Source organism: Pseudonocardia sp. ICBG601, from assembly GCF_020496245.1.
Window position 1 is genome coordinate 132569 of record NZ_JAHLJA010000002.1, and the last position, 16051, is coordinate 148619.

A 16051-nucleotide genomic window follows, 5' to 3' on the forward strand; every position below is an offset into this window, starting at 1 on the left:
GCGGCGGAGCCCCGGGAGGCGGCGACACTCGGTACCGTCGGCCGGGTGGCGGACACCCGGACCCTGCGTGGCCTGATCGTCGACTACGGCGGGGTGCTCGACGACCCCGCCGACGGGTCCCTGCTGCTCGCCTACGCCCGTCGCGCCGCGGCCGCGGGGATCCGCACCGCGCTGTTCTCCGGCGCGCACGCGGTGCCCGACGAGGTCGCCGCGGCGTTCGGCACGGTGCTGCTCGGTGCGGTCCGCGGGGCCCGCAAGCCGAGCCCGGACTCCTTCGCCGCCGCCGCGGCGGAGCTGGGCCTGCCCGCGGGGGACTGCGTCGTCGTCGACGACATGGGGGCGTGCGTGCGGGGCGCCGCCGCGGCCGGGGCGGTCGGGGTGCACCACACCGGTGCCGCGACCACCCTCGGCGAGCTGGAGGTCCTCCTCGGGGTGCCCGCCCGCGGCTGAGCCCCCGGGGCGGCCCGCGGCGCCGCCGGGACACCCCGGACATGCGGAGGCGCCGCCCGCAGCGTGCGGACGGCGCCTCGTGGGCAGCCCGGCGGTGGCCGGACCGGTCGTGCCCTGCTTACTGCTGCGGGGGCGGCGGCGGGGCCTGCCCGGGCGCGGGCGGCGGCGGGGCCTGGCCGTCCGGACCCGGCTGACCGGGGGGCGGCGGCGCGGCGGTGTCACCGGCACCGGTCCGCTCGCGGGCGAACTTGGTCGCGGTGTCGATCTGACCGTCGTGACCGTACTTCTGCTTGGCCGCGTCGCCGACCTTGTTCAGGGCCTGGTCGACCTTGTCGTCGTGCTTGCCGAGCAGTTCCTTGGCCTTGTCCAGGAAACTCATGCGCCCCATGCTGGCCCCGTCAGCGCCGGGGCGCAGTGCCGGGCCGTCGCTCGTTCGGGTGATGGTGGCCGCCGGTCGCCGAGCGGAGCCGGGCGTGCTCCGGGCGGAGGTCGTCCACCCGGGTGACGCCGAGCAGCTGCATCGTCCGCTCCACCTCGGCGCGCAGGATCTCCACCGCGCGGGACACCCCGGCCTCGCCACCGGCCATCAGCCCGTACAGGTAGGCGCGGCCCACCAGCGCCGCGCGGGCGCCGAGCGCGACGGCGGCGACGACGTCGCCGCCGTGGGTGATCCCGGTGTCCACCAGGACCTCCGCGTCGTCGCCGAGCTCCTGCACCACCGGCTGGATCAGCTCGGCGGGCACCGGGGCCCGGTCCAGCTGCCGTCCGCCGTGGTTGGACAGCAGCACGCCGTCGGCGCCCGCGTCGGCGACGCGGCGGGCGTCGGTGACCGACTGGACACCCTTGACCACCAGCTTCCCGGGCCAGGCCCCGCGCAGCCAGGTGACGTCGTCGAGGGTCAGCGCCGGGTCGAACACCCGGTTGATCACCTCGTAGGGGCTGCCGCCGCCCGCGGCGAGCGACTCGAACGTCAGCGGCTCGGTGGTGAGCAGGTCGAACCACCAGCGGGGGTGGCGGGCGCCGTCGACGAAGGTCCGCAGCGACAGCGCGGGCGGGATGGACAGGCCGTTGCGGGCGTCGCGGCGCCGGTTGCCGCCGACCGGGGTGTCCACGGTGAGCAGCAGCGTGTCGTAGCCGGCCTCCCGCGCCCGGGAGACGAGCTCGTGGGCGACCGAGCGGTCGCGCCACAGGTAGAGCTGGAACCAGTGCCGCCCGCCGCGCCCGGCCTCGGCGACGCCCTCGATCGTCGTCGAGCCCATCGTCGAGAGCGCGTAGGGGATGCCGGCCCGCGCGGCGACGGCGGCGACCGCGCGCTCGCCCTCGGTGTGCATCATCCGCGTGAAGCCGGTCGGGGCCAGTGCGAACGGCAGCGACGAGCGCCCGCCCAGGATCTCCCGGCCGGTGTCCACCCGCGAGACGTCGGTGAGCACGGTCGGCGAGAACTCCACCGAGGCCCACACCTCGCGGGCCCGGCGCAGGCTCACCTCGTCCTCGGCGGCCCCGTCGGTGTAGTCGAACACCGCCCGCGGCGCGCGTCGCCGGGCGAGCTCGCGCAGATCACCGATGCTCGACGCGCGGGCGAGCCGGGCCGCCGTGCGGTCCAGGGTGAACGGGGCCGGCCGCAGCAGCGGCGCCAGCTCGGACGGGCGGGGAATGCGACGGCGCACCATCGCCCCGACACTAGGTGACCGGTCAGCGTCGGCGCAGCAGCTCGTAGGCGGCGACGGCTCCGGCGGAGGCGACGTTGAGCGACTCCACCCCGCCGTACATCGGCAGCGAGAGGATCCCGTCGAGCCGGGAACGGACGTCCTCGGTCAGGCCGTCGGTCTCGTTGCCCAGCACCAGCGCGACCCGGGGCGGGAGCGACGCCTCCAGCAGCGAGTCGCCGCCGGCGTCGAGCCCGAACACCCCGAACCCGGCCGCGTGCATGAGGTCGACGCCCTCGGCGGCGGTGGCGCAGCGCAGCACCGGCGCGGCGAAGGCCACCCCGGCCGAGGCCTTGATCACCAGCGGGTCGATGGCGGGCACCCCGCGGCGGGGCAGCAGCACGCCGTCCAGACCGGCGGCCGTCGCGCTGCGCAGGATCATCCCGACGTTCGACGGGTTGGTGACGGCGTCGAGCACCAGCACCGACGCCGGCCGCCGGGTGCCCAGGTCGGACAGGAAGTGCTCCAGCGGCGACATCCGCGGGGCGACGACGTCGGCCAGCACGCCCTGGTCGTGGCGCCCGTTGCCGGCGAGCACCTTCACCCGCTGCGCGGTCGCGCGCTGCACCGGCACACCGCGGCCGCGGGCGGCCGCGGTGATCTCGCGCTCGCCGCCCCCGCGCACCGTGTCGGCCAGCACGACCTTGTCGACCTCCAGGTCGGGGTCGGCCAGCGCCTCCAGGACGGGCTTGCGGCCGTAGACCGTGATGAACCGGTCCTTCGGGGAGACCGCACCTGCATCGCTCACGGGGAGAAGCGTCGCACGTAGGATCGCGGCCATGCCGTCCCGGCTCTCCGCACTCGACGCGTCCTTCCTGTACCTGGAGGAGGCGACCACACCGATGCACGTCGGCGGGGTCGCCGTGTTCGACCGCCCCGACGACGGCTTCGACTACGACCGGCTGGTCGAGCTCATCGAGCAGCGCATCGCGCTGGTGCCGCGCTACCGGCAGAAGGTCCGCCACGTCCCGGGCAACCTCGCGCGCCCGGTGTGGGTCGACGACCCCGAGTTCGACATCGCCTACCACGTGCGCCGCTCCGCACTGCCCCGTCCGGGCAGCGAGGAGCAGCTGACCGAGCTGGTCGGGCGCCTGATGTCGCGCCCGCTGGACCACACCCGCCCGCTGTGGGAGATGTACCTCATCGAGGGCCTCGCCCCGGCCGGGTCCGCTGACGGCGGACGGGTCGCGATCCTCACCAAGACCCACCAGGCCATGGTCGACGGCATCTCCGCCATCGACATCGGCCAGGTCATCCTGGACGTGTCCGCCGAGCCGCGGGACACCCCGGACGAGCTGTGGATGCCGCGCCCGGAGCCGACCGACGGCCAGCTCGTGCTCGACGCGATCTCCGAGGCCGTCACCCGCCCCACCGAGATCGTGGACAACGTCCGGGTCGCCGCGGGCGACGCGCTGGCCACCGTCGGCAAGCTCGCCGGGGCCGCGGGCAAGGTCCTGAACATGGCCCGCACCGCGGGCCGCCGCGCGCCCGGGCTCCCGCTGAACGCCGAGATCTCCACCCAGCGCCGGTTCGCGATGGCCCGCACCGACCTGGAGGACTACCGCAAGGTCCGCGCCGCCTACGGCTGCGACGTCAACGACGTGGTGCTCGCCGTCATCGCCGGTGCCCTGCGCACCTGGCTGATGTCGCGCGGCGAGCCGGTCGCCGGGTCGTCGTCGGTGCGGGCGCTGGTGCCGCTGTCGGTGCGCGGCGAGGGCGACGTGCCCAGCTCGGCCACCGGCGGGTCGCTCGGGAACCGGGTCGCGTCGTTCCTGGTGGACCTGCCCGTCGGCGAGCCGAGCCCCCTGGTGCGGCTGCACCAGGTCACCCACCAGATGCGCGAGCACACCGACACCGGCGACGCCGTCGGAGCCGACACGCTGGTCCGGATCGGCGGGTTCGCCCCGCCGACCCTGCACGCCGTCGGCGCCCGCGCCGCGAACGGCATGGCCCGGCACTTCTTCAACCTGGTCGTGACCAACGTGCCCGGCCCGCAGTTCCCGCTCTACGCGGCCGGGGCGCGGATGCTGGAGATGTTCCCGGTGGTGCCGCTGGCGAAGGGGCAGGCCGTCTCCATCGGCCTGACCAGTTACGACGGTGGTGTGTACTACGGCCTGAACGGGGACAGGGACGCCATGGGCGACCTCGACGTGCTCGCCGGGATGGTGGACGAGTCACTCGAGGAGCTCCTCGAGACACTGCGACAGACGGGATGACCCCCGTCAGAGGAGAGGACCGTTGAGGATCTACCTCCCCGCGACCTGGCCGATGCTGGCCCGCACGGTGAAGACCGGGAACTTCGAGCCGCTGGGCGGCACCGCGTTCGCACTCACCCCGAAGCTGCGCGAGTCCTACACCGCGGGCGACGACGAGGAGCTCGAGTACGCCGCGATGAACGAGGCGGCGCGGGCGTCGCTGCGGCTGCTGTCGGTCGAGTTCGGGCTGGGCGAGGACGACACCCCCGCCCGCCGGGTCGTGGTGTCCGCCGACACCGACGACGTCACCCTGCGCCCCGACCTCGACGACGGCGCGGTCCGGGTGACCGGCCCGGTGCCGGTGTCGAAGATCGCCGCCGTGCACGTGGACCTGCCGGAGGCCGAGCACGCCGTCCGGGAGGCGGCCGGTGCGGTCGACAAGGCCGACCTGGGCGACATGGACGCCGAGTTCCTCGTCGGCGAGGCCGAGGACCACGAGCTGGCCTGGTACGACGGCACCGAGCTGCCGTTCCTCGTCGAGCTGGGCTGAGCCCCGGCGGGCGGTCAGCCCGTCCCGGCCGGAGGCCCCGGTGCGGGGTCGGCGAACACCGGGTCCCGCCCCTCCAGCCGCGCGGTCACCGCCTCGCGCTGGTTCGGGCTCGCGATCAGCGCACCGATCTCGGCCTGCTCGGCGGCGAGCTGCTCGGCGGGTGGGCGGGGCGCCGCGAGCAGCCGCTTCGCCGCACGCACGGCGTGCGGGTTGCGGGCGGCGATCTCGTACGCGGTCGCCAGCGCGGCCGCCCGCGGGTCCTCGGCGGTGCGGGTCGCGAGCCCCAGCGCGACGGCCTCGGTGCCGGACACCGTGCGCCCGGTGAAGGTCAGGTCGCGGGCGACGTCGCGCCCGACCAGCTGCGGCAGCAGCAGCGTGCCGCCCATGTCGGGCACCAGGCCCCACACGATCTCCAGCACCGACAGCGTCGCGGTGGGGGCGACGATCCGCAGGTCCGCCCCCAGCGCGATCTGCAGCCCGCCGCCCAGCGCGTGCCCCTGCACGGCGGCGACCACCGGCACGTCCAGCTCGGCCCAGACGTACGCGGCGCGCTGCCCGGTCGCGTGCGCCGGGGAGCCGTCGCGCGGCGGGGGCAGCTCGGCGGTGGCCGAGAGCCGCTCCCCGGAGCGCATCGCGCGGAACATGTCGCGGTCCAGCCCGGCGCAGAAGTCCGGCCCGTCCGCCGAGAGGACCACCGCGCGGACGTCCGTGCGGTCGCGCAGCGCCTCCGCGGCGTGCACGATCGCGGTGAACTGGGCGACGTCCAGGGCGTTGCGGCGCTCCGGGCGGGTGAGCCGCACCTCGGCGACGCCGTCGTCCACGGTGGTCCGGACACGCTCGCTCATGCACCGGACCGTAACCCGGATCGGAGGCCGGTATGGCGTTCGTCGCGCCGCAGCTGCACGAGGTGACCCGGGGGCTCGCGTTCCCGGAGGGCCCGGTGGCGCTGTCCGACGGGTCGGTGCTCGTCGTCGAGATCGCGGCCGGGCGGCTGACCCGGGTGCTGCCCGACGGCGGCCACGTCACCGTCGCCGAGACCGGGGGTGGCCCGAACGGCGCCGCGATCGGCCCGGACGGCGCCGTCTACGTCTGCGACAACGGCGGCTTCACCTGGCACACCCGCCCCGACGGCACCGTGTACCCGGGCAACCAGCCCGAGGACTACCGCGGCGGCGCGATCCTGCGGGTCGACCCCGACACCGGCGGCTCCTCGGTGCTCTACGACGGCCTGCGCGGCCCCAACGACATCGTCTTCGCCGCCGACGGCACCTTCTGGTTCACCGACCTCGGCAAGCGCCGCCCCCGCGAGGTCGACCTCGGCGGGCTGTACCACGCCCGTCCCGACGGCTCGGCGCTCACCGAGGTCGTGCACCCGCTCATGACCCCGAACGGCGTGGGCCTGTCCCCGGACGGGTCACGGCTCTACGTCGCCGAGACCGCCACCGGCCGCGTCTGGTGCTGGGCGGTCACCGGCCCCGGCGAACTCGGCGCGCCCCCGGAGCTGCCCGGCCCGCCCGGCCCCGGCGACGCCCGGCTGCTGCACGGCTTCGCCGGGTTCCGCAACCTCGACTCGCTCGCCGTCGACGGCGACGGGAACGTCTGCGTCGCCACCCTGGTCTCCGGCGAGGTCAGCGTGCTGTCCCCGGCCGGGGAGCTGCTCGGCACCGTCGCGCCGCCCGAGCACGACCCGCACGTCACGAACATCTGCTTCGCCGGCGCCGGGTCGCGCGAGGCCTGGGTCACCTCGTCGGGGTGGGGGCGGCTCTACCGCTGCACCTGGCCGGTCGACGGCCTCGACCTGGCGTTCCGCCGCTGAGGGCCCCGGGTCAGCCGCGGACCGGCGGCTCGATGGTGATCGGGGCGCCCCAGCCGTCGTAGCGGACGAGGACGTCGAGCGCCGCGCCGTCGGGGAGCTGCTGGCGGACCCGGCTGCGCAGCGGCCTGCGCTCGGCGTCGACCCAGATCTCCGCGCTCAGCCGGGTCAGCCCGGCCCGCTGCTGGGCCTGCAGCGCCGTGCGGCGCGCCGGGTCGGTCTCGGTCGCCGCAGCCCGGACCAGGTCGACGACCAGCGTGTAGTGCACGGTCGGGATGCCGTCGACGGCGTCGTCGGCGGCGTCGGCGACGAGCACCGCGTCCGGGTAGCGGGCCACCGCCCCCAGCGGGTCGACGCCGGCGGCGACGTTCGCGGCGAGCGTCGCGTGCGTCATCTGCTCCGGGGGCAGCGGGACGCGCCCGGCCTCGCCCCAGCCGCCGTCGCCGGGGCGCAGCCAGGTGCGCCCGCCGATCCGGATGATCTCGGTGCTCTGCGCGACCGTGCCGGACGGCCCCGAGCGCAGCAGCAGCCGCACCGCGGGGGCGTCCCCGGCCCGGTCGACCCGCAGGGCGCCGTCGCCGGTCACCGGGACGGTCGTGCCGTCGTGGGTCAGGGTGCCCGCCACCGACAGCGTCGAGCCGCCGTCGAGCCGGGTACGGGCCCGGACGTCGGTGATCAGCGGCGCCGGGTCGTAGTACTTCGGCAGGGCGGCGGGTGCGGCGGCGGGCGGTGCGGGGGTGTCACCGAAGGAGCCGGGCCAGGCGCAGCCGGTCAGCCCGGGCACCAGCACCGCCCCGCACAGCAGCAGCGTCATCGCGCGCCGTCCCGGCACTACCCGCTCCCCGGCCGTCGTCGTGATGGTCAGAACCTGTCGCTCGCCAGCGCCACCAGCACGCGGCGCAACGCCTCGAGTCTGCCCCCTCCGAGTGCGCCGGAGGCGACCAGGTCGTCCAGTGCGCACTCCGGGTCGGCGGGCGGCCCGAGGTGCCCGCAGCCGCGCGGGCAGTCCTCGATCGCGGTCGCCAGGTCGCCGAACGCGGCGACGACGTCGTCCGCGCCGACGTGGGCGAGCCCGAACGAGCGCACCCCGGGGGTGTCGACGACCCAGCCCTCGGCGTGCGGGAACGCCAGCGCCGCGGTGGTCGTGTGCCGTCCCTTCCCCACACCCGACACCCGTCCGATGGCCTGGGTCGCGGCCGGGACGATCGCGTTGACCAGGGTGGACTTGCCGACCCCGGAGTGCCCGACCAGCGCGCACAGCCGCCCGGACAGCTCCTCGCGCAGCGCGTCCAGCCCGGACGGCGGCCCGGACTCCGAGCGCCCGGTCACCAGCACCGGCACGCCGAGCTCGCGGTACTGCGCCGCGAACGGCTCCGGGTCGGCGAGGTCGGACTTGGTCAGGCACAGCACCGGCTGCAGCCCACCGGCGAAGGCCGCGACCAGGCAGCGGTCGACGAACCCGCTGCGCGGCACCGGGTCGGCGACGGCGGTGACCACGATCAGCCGCTGCGCGTTCGCGACGACGATCCGCTCGTAGGGGTCGGTGTCGTCGGCGGTGCGGCGCAGCACGGTGTCGCGCTCGGCGACCCGCACGATCCGGGCGAGGGTGTCCGGCTCACCGGACAGGTCCCCGACGAGGTCCACCCGGTCCCCGACGACGACCGGCGTCCGGCCCAGCTCGCGGGCCCGCATGGCGACGACCTGGGGCAGGCCCGGGTCGGCGTCGACCGCGCAGGTCCACCGTCCCCGGTCGACGGCGGTGACCATCGCGCGGGTCGCGTCGGCGTGCGCGGGCCTGCGCTTGCTGCGCGGCCGGCTCCCGCGCCGTCCGGGGCGGACACGGACGTCGGACTCGTCGAGCCTGCTGATGTCGCGGGGCACCCTGCTCAGCCGTCCACACGGGTCCCGAGCAGCGCGGCCCAGCGTCCGGGGAAGTCCGGGATGGTCTTGTCGGTGCTCGCGACGTCGTCGATCTCGACGCCGGGCACCACCAGCCCGATGATCGCGCCGGCGGTGGCCATCCGGTGGTCGGCGTAGGCGCCCCAGGGCCGGTCGGAGCGCCCGGTGAGCGGCTTCGGCTCGATCACCAGGCCGTCGTCGGTCTCGGTGACGGCGCCGCCGAGCGCGGTGATCTCGGTGGCGAGGGCGGCGAGCCGGTCGGTCTCGTGGCCCCGCAGGTGCCCGATCCCGCGCAGCCGCGAGGTGCCCGACGCCAGCGCGGCGACGGCGGCGACGGTGGGGGCGAGCTCGCCCGCGTCGTGCAGGTCGACGTCGACGCCGGTGAGCCGGTCCGGCCCGGTCACGGTGAGGCCGTCGGCGGTGTGCGTGACCGTGGCGCCGAACTGCTCCAGCACCGGCAGGACGTCGACGCCGGGCTGGGTGGTCTCGTCCGGCCAGCCGCGCACGGTGACCCGCCCGCCGGTCACGACGGCCGCGGCGAGGAACACCGAGGCGTTCGACAGGTCGGGCTCGACCGACCAGTCCCGCGCCGCGACCGGGCCGGGCTCGACCCGCCAGGTGTTCGGCTCGGCGTCGTCGACGACCACCCCGGCCGCGCGCAGCATCTCCACGGTCATCGCGATGTGCGGCAGCGACGGCAGCGGCTTCCCGTCGTGGAACACGGTCACGCCGCGCTCGAACAGCGACCCGGACAGCAGCAGCCCGGACACGAACTGCGACGACGCCGACGCGTCGATCGTCACCTCGCCACCCCGGATCGGGCCGCCGTCGAGCACGAACGGCAGCGCGTCGGCGGCGCCGTCGTAGGACACGGTGGCACCGAGTGCGCGCAGCGCGTCCAGCACGGTGCCCATCGGGCGCTCCCGGGCGCGCGGGTCGCCGTCGAAGCGGACCGCCCCGGACGCCGTCGCCGCGGCCGGGGGGACGAACCGCATGACCGTGCCGGCGAGCCCGCAGTCGACCTCGGCGGGCGCCTCGGGAGTGCCGCCGCGCAGCCCGGGGTGCGCGCCGATCCGCACGGTGTCGCCGTCGGTGGCGACCGGGACGCCGAGCGCGGCGAGCGCCCCGGTCATCAGCGCGGTGTCGCGGGTGGGCGGGGCGCCGTCGACCCGGACGTCGCCGCCGGACAGGCCGGCGAGCAGCAGCGCACGGTTGGTCACCGACTTCGACCCGGGGACGGTGACGGTGCCGGTCACCGGCGACCCGGGCGTGGGGGCGGTCCAGTTGCTCACGCCTCCATCCTTCCCCACGTGGGAGGATGGGGCGCATGTGCGGCCGTTACGCCTCCACCAAGGCCCCCGCGGACCTGGCCGACGAGTTCCACGCTGTCGACGCGACGCAGGAGACCTCGCAGCGTCCGGACTACAACGTGGCGCCGACCAAGGACATCACCGTGGTGGTCGAGCGCCACCCCCGCGACGGGAGCGGCGAGCCCGACCGGGACACCACCGAGCGGTCGCTGCGCACCGTGCGCTGGGGGCTGGTGCCGTTCTGGGCGAAGGACCCGTCGGCGGGCGCGCGGATGGTGAACGCCCGGTCGGAGACGATCACCGAGAAGCCCGCGTTCCGGCGCGCGGCCGCGTCGCGGCGCTGCCTGTTCCCGATGGACGGCTGGTACGAGTGGCAGCGCCACGACGCCGTCCCGAAGTCCCAGGGAGGGACCGGCAAGCCGACCAAGCAGCCGTACTTCACCCACTACGCCGACGGCGCCACGATGGCGATGGCGGGCATCTGGGAGTTCTGGCGCCCGAAGGGCGACGAGCTGACCGAGAAGTACCCGGACGGGCTGGTCACCGCCTGCGTGCTCACCACCGGGGCGGTCGGCCCGCTGGCCCAGGTGCACGATCGGATGCCGCTGGTGCTGCGCCCCGACGACTGGTCGGACTGGCTGGACCCGGACCGCGGCACCGGCGACGAGGGGGTGACCCGGCTGCTCGTCCCGCCGTCGCCGGAGCTGGTCGCGACCCTGGACATCCGGCCGGTCTCGCCGCAGGTCAACAACGTCCGCAACAACGCGCCCGAGCTGCTCGACCGGCTCCCCGACGACCAGGTGACCGAGCCGATCCAGCTCGACCTGCTCTCGTGACCGCGGCGCGCGAGGTCGACACCCCGCGCGGCCCGGCCCGGGTGACCCTGCACCGGGCGGGGTCCCCGCGCGGGCTGCTGCTGCTCGGGCACGGCGCGGGCGGCGGCGTCGACGCCCCCGACCTGGTCACCGCGACCGCGGCGGCCACCGCCGCCGGGTTCGACGTCGGCCTGGTCGAGCAGCCCTACCGGGTCGCGGGCCGGCGGGCCCCCGCCCCGGCCGGGCACCTCGACGAGGCGTGGCTCGCCGTCGTCGCGGCGGTGCGGCCCGGCCACGACGGCCCGCTGGTCGTCGGCGGCCGCAGCTCCGGCGCACGCGTCGCCTGCCGCACGGCGACGACGGCCGGTGCGGCCGCGGTGCTGTGCCTGGCCTTCCCGCTGCGCCCGCCGGGCCGCCCGGAGCGGACCCGGGCCCCTGAGCTCGACGGTGCCGGGGTGCCCGTGCTCGTGGTGCAGGGCCGCAGCGACCGCTTCGGCGTCCCGGCCGAGGGGCCCGACCGGCAGGTGGTGCTGCTGGACGGCGACCACGGCCTGAAGAAGCAGCACGACCGGCTGCACGAGGTCGTGACCGGGTGGGCGGCGGCACAGCTCGACCAGTAACCAAGGTTTGCCTACCCTGACTTGTCCGGTACGTTCCCTCCGTGCCGAAGATCCGAACTGTGACGGCGGCGGCGACCGCCGCGGTCCTGGCCGCACTCCTGCTCGTGGTGGCGGGGTGCGCCGCCGCGCCCGAGCCCGCCCCGTCCGCGGAGGGTGGGTACACGGTCACCCACGCGATGGGGGAGACGCGGCTGACGGCGCCACCGTCGCGGGTCGTGGTCCTGGACTCCCCGCACCTGGACGCGCTGGTCGCGCTCGGGGTCGTCCCGGTCGGGGCGAGCGAGTCGGCGGCCGGGGCCGGGTTCCCGCCCTACCTCGCCGACCGCCTCACGGGCACCCGTCCGGTCGGCTCGATCAGCGAGCCCGATCTCGAGGCGGTCGCGGCGCTGCAGCCCGACCTGATCATCGGCTCGGCCGTGCGGCACACCCCGCTCCACACACAGCTCGCGCGGATCGCCCCGACCGTGTTCTCCGTGGGCAGCGGCACCGACTGGACCGAGCAGGCCCGGATCACCGCGGCCGCGGTGCAGCGCACCGGACAGATGGAGGACCTGCTCGACCGGTGGCGCCTGCGCGCCGAACAGGTGGGCGAGGAGGTCGGCGCGTCCGGGCGGACGGCGTCGATCGTGCGGTTCCGGCCGGAGGCGTTCCGGCTCTACGGCCCGGACAGCTTCTCCGGGTCGGTGCTGACCACGATGGGCTTCGACCTGGGCGACCGCGCCTGGGACGAGTACTCGATGCGGGAGGTCGGACCGGAGCTGGCCTCGGAGATCGACGGCGACGTCGTGTTCTTCACCGACCGGGCCGGTGACCCGACCGCAGGTGCCCGGGGTGCGGTGACCCGGTTGTGGGGCGACGCACCCGCCGTCCGCGCCGGCCGGGTGCACGAGGTCGAGGACGAGACCTGGATGGTGGGGATCGGCGTGCTCGGCGCCGACCGGATCGTCGACGACGTGCGGGCGCGGCTGACCGGTTGAGCCCGCCGCCCTAGCGGGCCCCGACCAGCAGTCCGGCCGTCTCCGCCGCGGACCGCGGCGACCCCAGGTGCCAGCCCTGGCCGATGTCGCAGCCCAGGTCGTGCAGCCGGCGCGCCTGCCACCCGGTCTCCACCGACTCCGCGACGACGGTCAGCCCCAGGGTGTGGGCCAGCTCGATCATCGCCGAGAGGATCACCGGGCTGTCGACGTCGTGCGGGACGCCGTCGTCGCCCGGGCAGGGGCCGCCCTGCCCGGTGACGAACGACCCGGCCAGCTTGAGCACGTCCACCGGCAGCCGGTGCAGGTAGACGAGGTTGGAGTAGCCGGTGCCGAAGTCGTCGATGGCGATCCGCACCCCGAGCTGTGAGAGCTCCTCCAGCGCCTGCACCGGGCGCCCGGCGGCGGACATGAGGTCGCTCTCGGTCAGCTCCAGCTGCAGCGACGACGCCGGCCACCCGGTCCGCTCCAGCACCTCGGCGATGCGGGTGACGGCGTCGGGCCTGCGCAGCTGCTGGCCCGCCACGTTCACGCTGAGCACGAGCCCCGCGTCGGCGCCCGCGTCCACCCAGGACCGGGCGTCGGTGCAGGCCCGCTCCAGCAGGTGCAGACCCAGCGGCACGATCAGGCCGGTCTGCTCGGCCAGCGGGATGAACACGTCCGGGCCGAGCCGCTCGCCGTCGGCGGTGCGCCAGCGGGCGAGCGCCTCCACCCCGACGACGGTGCCGTCGCCGAGCGCCACCAGCGGCTGGTACTCCAGGTGGAACTCGCCGCGGTCCAACGCGCCCGGCATCCGGCCGGCCAGCTCGAACAGGTGCACGTCGTTCGCGTGCCGGGCCGGGTCGAAGACCGCGATGCGGTCCCGGCCGTCGCGCTTGGCCCAGTACATCGTCGTGTCCGCGGCCTGCATCAGCTCGGCGGCGCCCGCCGGTCCGGTGACGTCCTCGCCGATGGGGGTGCCCGCGGGGTCGCGGAACGGGCGGGCGACGATCCCGATGCTGGCCGAGACGACGACCTCCCGGCCGCGCACGTGCACCGGCCGCCGGACGACCGCCAGCGCCTGCTCGGCGACCGCGGTCAGCTGCTCCACGCCGGTGCACCGCTCCACGAGCACCACGAACTCGTCGCCGCCCATCCGGGCGACGGTGTGCCCGGCCGGGCGGAGCTCGGCGCCGAGGCGGTGCGCGACGGTGCGCAGGAGCTGGTCGCCCGCGTCGTGTCCGAGGGTGTCGTTGACGGCCTTGAACCCGTCGAGGTCGAGGTAGCAGACCCCCACCGGGGCGGGGGAGCCGTACGGGCCGGAGAGCGCGGTCTCGAGCCGGGTGAAGAACAGCGAGCGGTTCGGCAGCCCGGTGAGCGGGTCGTGCTCGGCCTGGTGGCGCAGCCGCGACTGCAGGCGGCGCCGCTCGGTGACGTCGGAGACCATCGCGACGAGGTAGCGGGGCTCGCCGTCGGGGGAGCGGACCAGCGAGACGGTCAGCTCGGTCCACACCTGGTCGCCGTCGGCCCGGAAGTAGGACTTCTCCATCCGGACGTGCCCGACCCGCCCGGCGAGCATGGCCTCGATCTGCGGCCACATCTCCGGGGTGTCCTCGGGGTGGATGAACTCGAACACCGAGCGGCCCACGAGATCGCCCGGCCGGTAGCCCAGCAGGGCGGTCAGCGTGCGGTTGGCCTCCAGGATGCGACCCTCGGTGTCGGCGACGCTGATGCCGAGCACGGAGCTCTCGAAGACCACCCCGTAGCGCGCCTCGGAGCGCCAGCGGGCGTCCTCGGCGGCGGCACGCGCCGCGAACGCGGCGGAGCTGATCCGCTCCTGCTCCAGCCGGGTGCGGTCGCGCAGCATCCGGGCGTACCCGGTCGACAGCGCCCCGACCGCCGCGCTCCAGCGGCGGAACCGTTCCGGGTCGAGGGTGCGCCCGGCGAAGTGCGCGGCCAGCACGTCGATCGAGCAGCGCAGGGCGGCGGGGTCGGTGAGGTGCGCGGCGACCAGCTCGGCGCCTACCTCCTCGGCGATCGCCTCCTCCGCCCGCCCCTCGACGACGGCGGTGAACCACCAGGCCGCCCCGGACAGCACCGCGTACAGGTCGGCTCGGGCGGCGGAGACGAAGCCGCGGGCCTCGATGGCGCCGACCCAGGCGTCGGCCAGCGCCGACGGCCCCGGCCCCTGCCCACCGGGCAGGACGGGGACGGGCTTCGCCACGACGGCTCTCCCTCCGATGATCAGATCCCGGGCCGCCCGGCGTGCCGTGCGACGGCGGCGAGCCCGGGGTAACGCTGCGCCTCGGGGCCCACCGGGGACTCCGGACGCCAGAGCGGGATCCGCACGACTCCGGGCTCCACCAGCTCCAGGTCGCCCAACAGCGCCGCGACCTCCTCGGTGTCGCGCATCCGCATCCGGTGCGGGGACCTGTCCCTGTTGTAGAGGTTCTGGGCCCGGCTCGCACCGGAGAGGCCACCCTCGTCACTCGCGTGGCTGACGACCACATGGCTGCCGGGGGCCGCGGCGCCGGCGTAGGCGGCGATGATCCCGGCCGGGTCCGCCTCGTCCGGGACGAAGTGCAGCACGGAGACCAGCAGCACCGCCACCGGGCGGGAGAGGTCGAGGTGGGTGCGGGTCAGCGGGTCGTCGAGGACCCGGCGCGGGTCGGTCAGGTCGGCGGCGAGGACGGCCGTCGACGGGTCGCCGTCGAGCAGCGCGCGGCTGTGCGCGACGGCGATCGGGTCGTTGTCGACGTAGAGCACCCGGGCGTCGTCGCGGGCGGTCGCCGCGACCTCGTGCACGTTGCCGACGGTCGGGATGCCCGACCCGAGGTCGAGGAACTGGCGGATCCCGTGCGCGCAGAGCTGGTGCACTGCCCGGCGCAGGAACGCCCGGTTGGCCTGCGCGACGGCCGCCATCTCGGGCAGCGCGTCGAGCACCCGGTCGGCGAAGGCCCGGTCGGCCTCGAAGTTGTGCGACCCGCCCAGGTAGTAGTCGTAGACCCGGGCCACGCTCGGGCTGGTCATGTCCACTTCGTCGGGCGCCCATGCCGGTCGGTCCACGCGTGCTCCCCGTAGCTCGTCTCGATCGGTGCCGACGGCGTCCTGCTGCCGTCGGTGATCGACCTTACTGGCGCGGAGCCCGGATCGGACCCGTCCGGGTGACCCTCTGCGGTCAGCCGGTTGCGATCGGTGCGACGACGGCGCCGGTGAGTGCCAACAGGTCCGCCGGGGCGAGCTCGATCTCCAGGCCGCGCCTGCCCCCGGAGCAGAACACCGTCGGGTGCTCGTGGGCCGAGGCGTCCAGGACGGTCGGCAGCCGCTTGCGCTGGCCCAGCGGGGAGATGCCGCCCGCGACGTAGCCGGTGGTCCGCTCGGCGTCGGCGACGTCGGCCATGACGGCCTTCTTCCCGCCCGCGGCGGCGGCCAGCGCCTTGAGGTCCAGCTGGGCCGACACCGGCACGATCCCGACCGTCATGGCCCCGTCGACGAGCGCGACGAGGGTCTTGAACACCCGGCGCGGGTCCTGCCCCATGACGGCGGCGGCCTCCTCGCCGTAGCCGGCGCCGTCATGGTGGGTGTAGGTGTGCAGCTCGTGCGCCACCCCACGCCTGCTCAGCAGTGCCGTCGCCGGGGTGCCCCTGCCCGCCATCGTCCTCGTCCTCCCGTCCGCGCCCCGCGGCCGACCCGGGGGTGACGGGGAACCTACGGGAATGCCGTCCGGCGCCGCACCGTTG

At 75.7% G+C, this 16051-nt stretch carries 17 protein-coding genes; 7 read left to right on the top strand and 10 right to left on the bottom strand.

Features of this window, described 5'->3' with window-relative positions:
* Positions 1–45: 45 nt before the first annotated feature.
* Positions 46–450 carry an HAD-IA family hydrolase gene (locus tag KPL57_RS00725; protein WP_226349978.1) on the top strand — a complete coding sequence of 135 codons (405 nt, stop codon included), beginning with the start codon at positions 46–48 and terminating at the stop codon, positions 448–450.
* Between the two features lie 118 nt (positions 451–568).
* Here KPL57_RS00725 and KPL57_RS00730 read toward each other — a convergent pair whose 3' ends face one another.
* From KPL57_RS00730 to KPL57_RS00740, 3 genes are read right to left on the bottom strand one after another with little or no spacing between them, the layout of a single operon-like run.
* Positions 569–829, bottom strand: coding sequence for an antitoxin (locus tag KPL57_RS00730; protein WP_062397522.1), 261 nt, complete (start codon positions 827–829; stop codon positions 569–571).
* Between the two features lie 19 nt (positions 830–848).
* Complete coding sequence (locus tag KPL57_RS00735; protein WP_226349979.1) at positions 849–2120, bottom strand: alpha-hydroxy acid oxidase; 1272 nt, start codon at positions 2118–2120, stop codon at positions 849–851.
* A 22-nt stretch (positions 2121–2142) separates the two neighbouring features.
* Positions 2143–2937 (bottom strand): RNA methyltransferase, encoded by a 795-nt coding sequence (locus KPL57_RS00740; RefSeq protein WP_226349980.1) that lies wholly within the window; start codon positions 2935–2937, stop codon positions 2143–2145.
* On the opposite strand from KPL57_RS00740, the gene KPL57_RS00745 reads away from it, so the two are divergent.
* A complete protein-coding gene (locus KPL57_RS00745; protein ID WP_226349981.1) occupies positions 2936–4372 on the top strand; it encodes a wax ester/triacylglycerol synthase family O-acyltransferase in 1437 nt (478 codons plus the stop codon). The two genes, KPL57_RS00740 and KPL57_RS00745, sit on opposite strands and share 2 nt — an antisense overlap.
* 22 nt (positions 4373–4394) lie before the next feature.
* Entirely contained in the window at positions 4395–4901 is a 507-nt protein-coding gene (locus tag KPL57_RS00750) for a hypothetical protein (protein WP_073576326.1), read from the top strand.
* 14 nt (positions 4902–4915) lie between these two features.
* Here the strand turns inward: KPL57_RS00750 and KPL57_RS00755 are convergent, their stop codons facing one another.
* Positions 4916–5746 carry a crotonase/enoyl-CoA hydratase family protein gene (locus tag KPL57_RS00755; RefSeq protein ID WP_226349982.1) on the bottom strand — a complete coding sequence of 277 codons (831 nt, stop codon included), beginning with the start codon at positions 5744–5746 and terminating at the stop codon, positions 4916–4918.
* A 32-nt stretch (positions 5747–5778) separates the two neighbouring features.
* Between KPL57_RS00755 and KPL57_RS00760 the strand changes: the two genes are divergently transcribed.
* A complete protein-coding gene (locus tag KPL57_RS00760) occupies positions 5779–6717 on the top strand; it encodes an SMP-30/gluconolactonase/LRE family protein (RefSeq protein ID WP_226349983.1) in 939 nt (312 codons plus the stop codon).
* 10 nt (positions 6718–6727) lie between these two features.
* Here the strand turns inward: KPL57_RS00760 and KPL57_RS00765 are convergent, their stop codons facing one another.
* Genes KPL57_RS00765 through aroA form a run of 3 tightly spaced genes read right to left on the bottom strand, consistent with a single transcriptional unit; the run spans position 6728 to position 9905 of the window.
* The gene (locus KPL57_RS00765; protein WP_226349984.1) at positions 6728–7528 is read right to left on the bottom strand and encodes a hypothetical protein; all 801 of its coding nucleotides are present in this window, start codon (positions 7526–7528) and stop codon (positions 6728–6730) included.
* 47 nt (positions 7529–7575) lie between these two features.
* Complete coding sequence (rsgA, locus tag KPL57_RS00770) at positions 7576–8604, bottom strand: ribosome small subunit-dependent GTPase A (RefSeq protein ID WP_255656771.1); 1029 nt, start codon at positions 8602–8604, stop codon at positions 7576–7578.
* Positions 8601–9905 (bottom strand): 3-phosphoshikimate 1-carboxyvinyltransferase, encoded by a 1305-nt coding sequence (aroA, locus tag KPL57_RS00775; RefSeq protein WP_226349985.1) that lies wholly within the window; start codon positions 9903–9905, stop codon positions 8601–8603. Before aroA ends, rsgA begins: the two co-directional genes overlap by 4 nt.
* Positions 9906–9940: 35 nt before the next feature.
* Between aroA and KPL57_RS00780 the strand changes: the two genes are divergently transcribed.
* From KPL57_RS00780 to KPL57_RS00790, 3 genes are read left to right on the top strand one after another with little or no spacing between them, the layout of a single operon-like run.
* Entirely contained in the window at positions 9941–10759 is an 819-nt protein-coding gene (locus KPL57_RS00780) for an SOS response-associated peptidase (RefSeq protein ID WP_226349986.1), read from the top strand.
* Positions 10756–11358, top strand: a complete 603-nt coding sequence (locus KPL57_RS00785; RefSeq protein WP_226349987.1) for an alpha/beta family hydrolase — start codon at positions 10756–10758, stop codon at positions 11356–11358. Before KPL57_RS00780 ends, KPL57_RS00785 begins: the two co-directional genes overlap by 4 nt.
* 41 nt (positions 11359–11399) lie before the next feature.
* Entirely contained in the window at positions 11400–12335 is a 936-nt protein-coding gene (locus tag KPL57_RS00790) for an ABC transporter substrate-binding protein (RefSeq protein ID WP_226349988.1), read from the top strand.
* 10 nt (positions 12336–12345) lie between these two features.
* Here the strand turns inward: KPL57_RS00790 and KPL57_RS00795 are convergent, their stop codons facing one another.
* From KPL57_RS00795 to ybaK, 3 genes are all read right to left on the bottom strand, one after another.
* The gene (locus tag KPL57_RS00795; RefSeq protein ID WP_226349989.1) at positions 12346–14535 is read right to left on the bottom strand and encodes a bifunctional diguanylate cyclase/phosphodiesterase; all 2190 of its coding nucleotides are present in this window, start codon (positions 14533–14535) and stop codon (positions 12346–12348) included.
* A 20-nt stretch (positions 14536–14555) separates the two neighbouring features.
* Positions 14556–15377, bottom strand: coding sequence for an SAM-dependent methyltransferase (locus KPL57_RS00800; protein WP_226349990.1), 822 nt, complete (start codon positions 15375–15377; stop codon positions 14556–14558).
* Between the two features lie 112 nt (positions 15378–15489).
* Positions 15490–15966: a Cys-tRNA(Pro) deacylase gene (gene ybaK / locus KPL57_RS00805; protein ID WP_226349991.1), complete on the bottom strand. Its 477-nt coding sequence runs from the start codon at positions 15964–15966 to the stop codon at positions 15490–15492.
* Positions 15967–16051: the final 85 nt, after the last annotated feature.

Coding starts and splice junctions, on each gene's coding strand:
- KPL57_RS00730 (WP_062397522.1), bottom strand. CDS start 829: ATGAGTTTCCTGGACAAGGCCAAGGAACTGCTCGGCAAGCACGACGAC.
- KPL57_RS00735 (WP_226349979.1), bottom strand. CDS start 2,120: ATGGTGCGCCGTCGCATTCCCCGCCCGTCCGAGCTGGCGCCGCTGCTG.
- KPL57_RS00745 (WP_226349981.1), top strand. CDS start 2,936: ATGCCGTCCCGGCTCTCCGCACTCGACGCGTCCTTCCTGTACCTGGAG.
- KPL57_RS00740 (WP_226349980.1), bottom strand. CDS start 2,937: ATGGCCGCGATCCTACGTGCGACGCTTCTCCCCGTGAGCGATGCAGGT.
- KPL57_RS00755 (WP_226349982.1), bottom strand. CDS start 5,746: ATGAGCGAGCGTGTCCGGACCACCGTGGACGACGGCGTCGCCGAGGTG.
- KPL57_RS00760 (WP_226349983.1), top strand. CDS start 5,779: ATGGCGTTCGTCGCGCCGCAGCTGCACGAGGTGACCCGGGGGCTCGCG.
- KPL57_RS00765 (WP_226349984.1), bottom strand. CDS start 7,528: ATGACGCTGCTGCTGTGCGGGGCGGTGCTGGTGCCCGGGCTGACCGGC.
- KPL57_RS00780 (WP_226349986.1), top strand. CDS start 9,941: ATGTGCGGCCGTTACGCCTCCACCAAGGCCCCCGCGGACCTGGCCGAC.
- ybaK (WP_226349991.1), bottom strand. CDS start 15,966: ATGGCGGGCAGGGGCACCCCGGCGACGGCACTGCTGAGCAGGCGTGGG.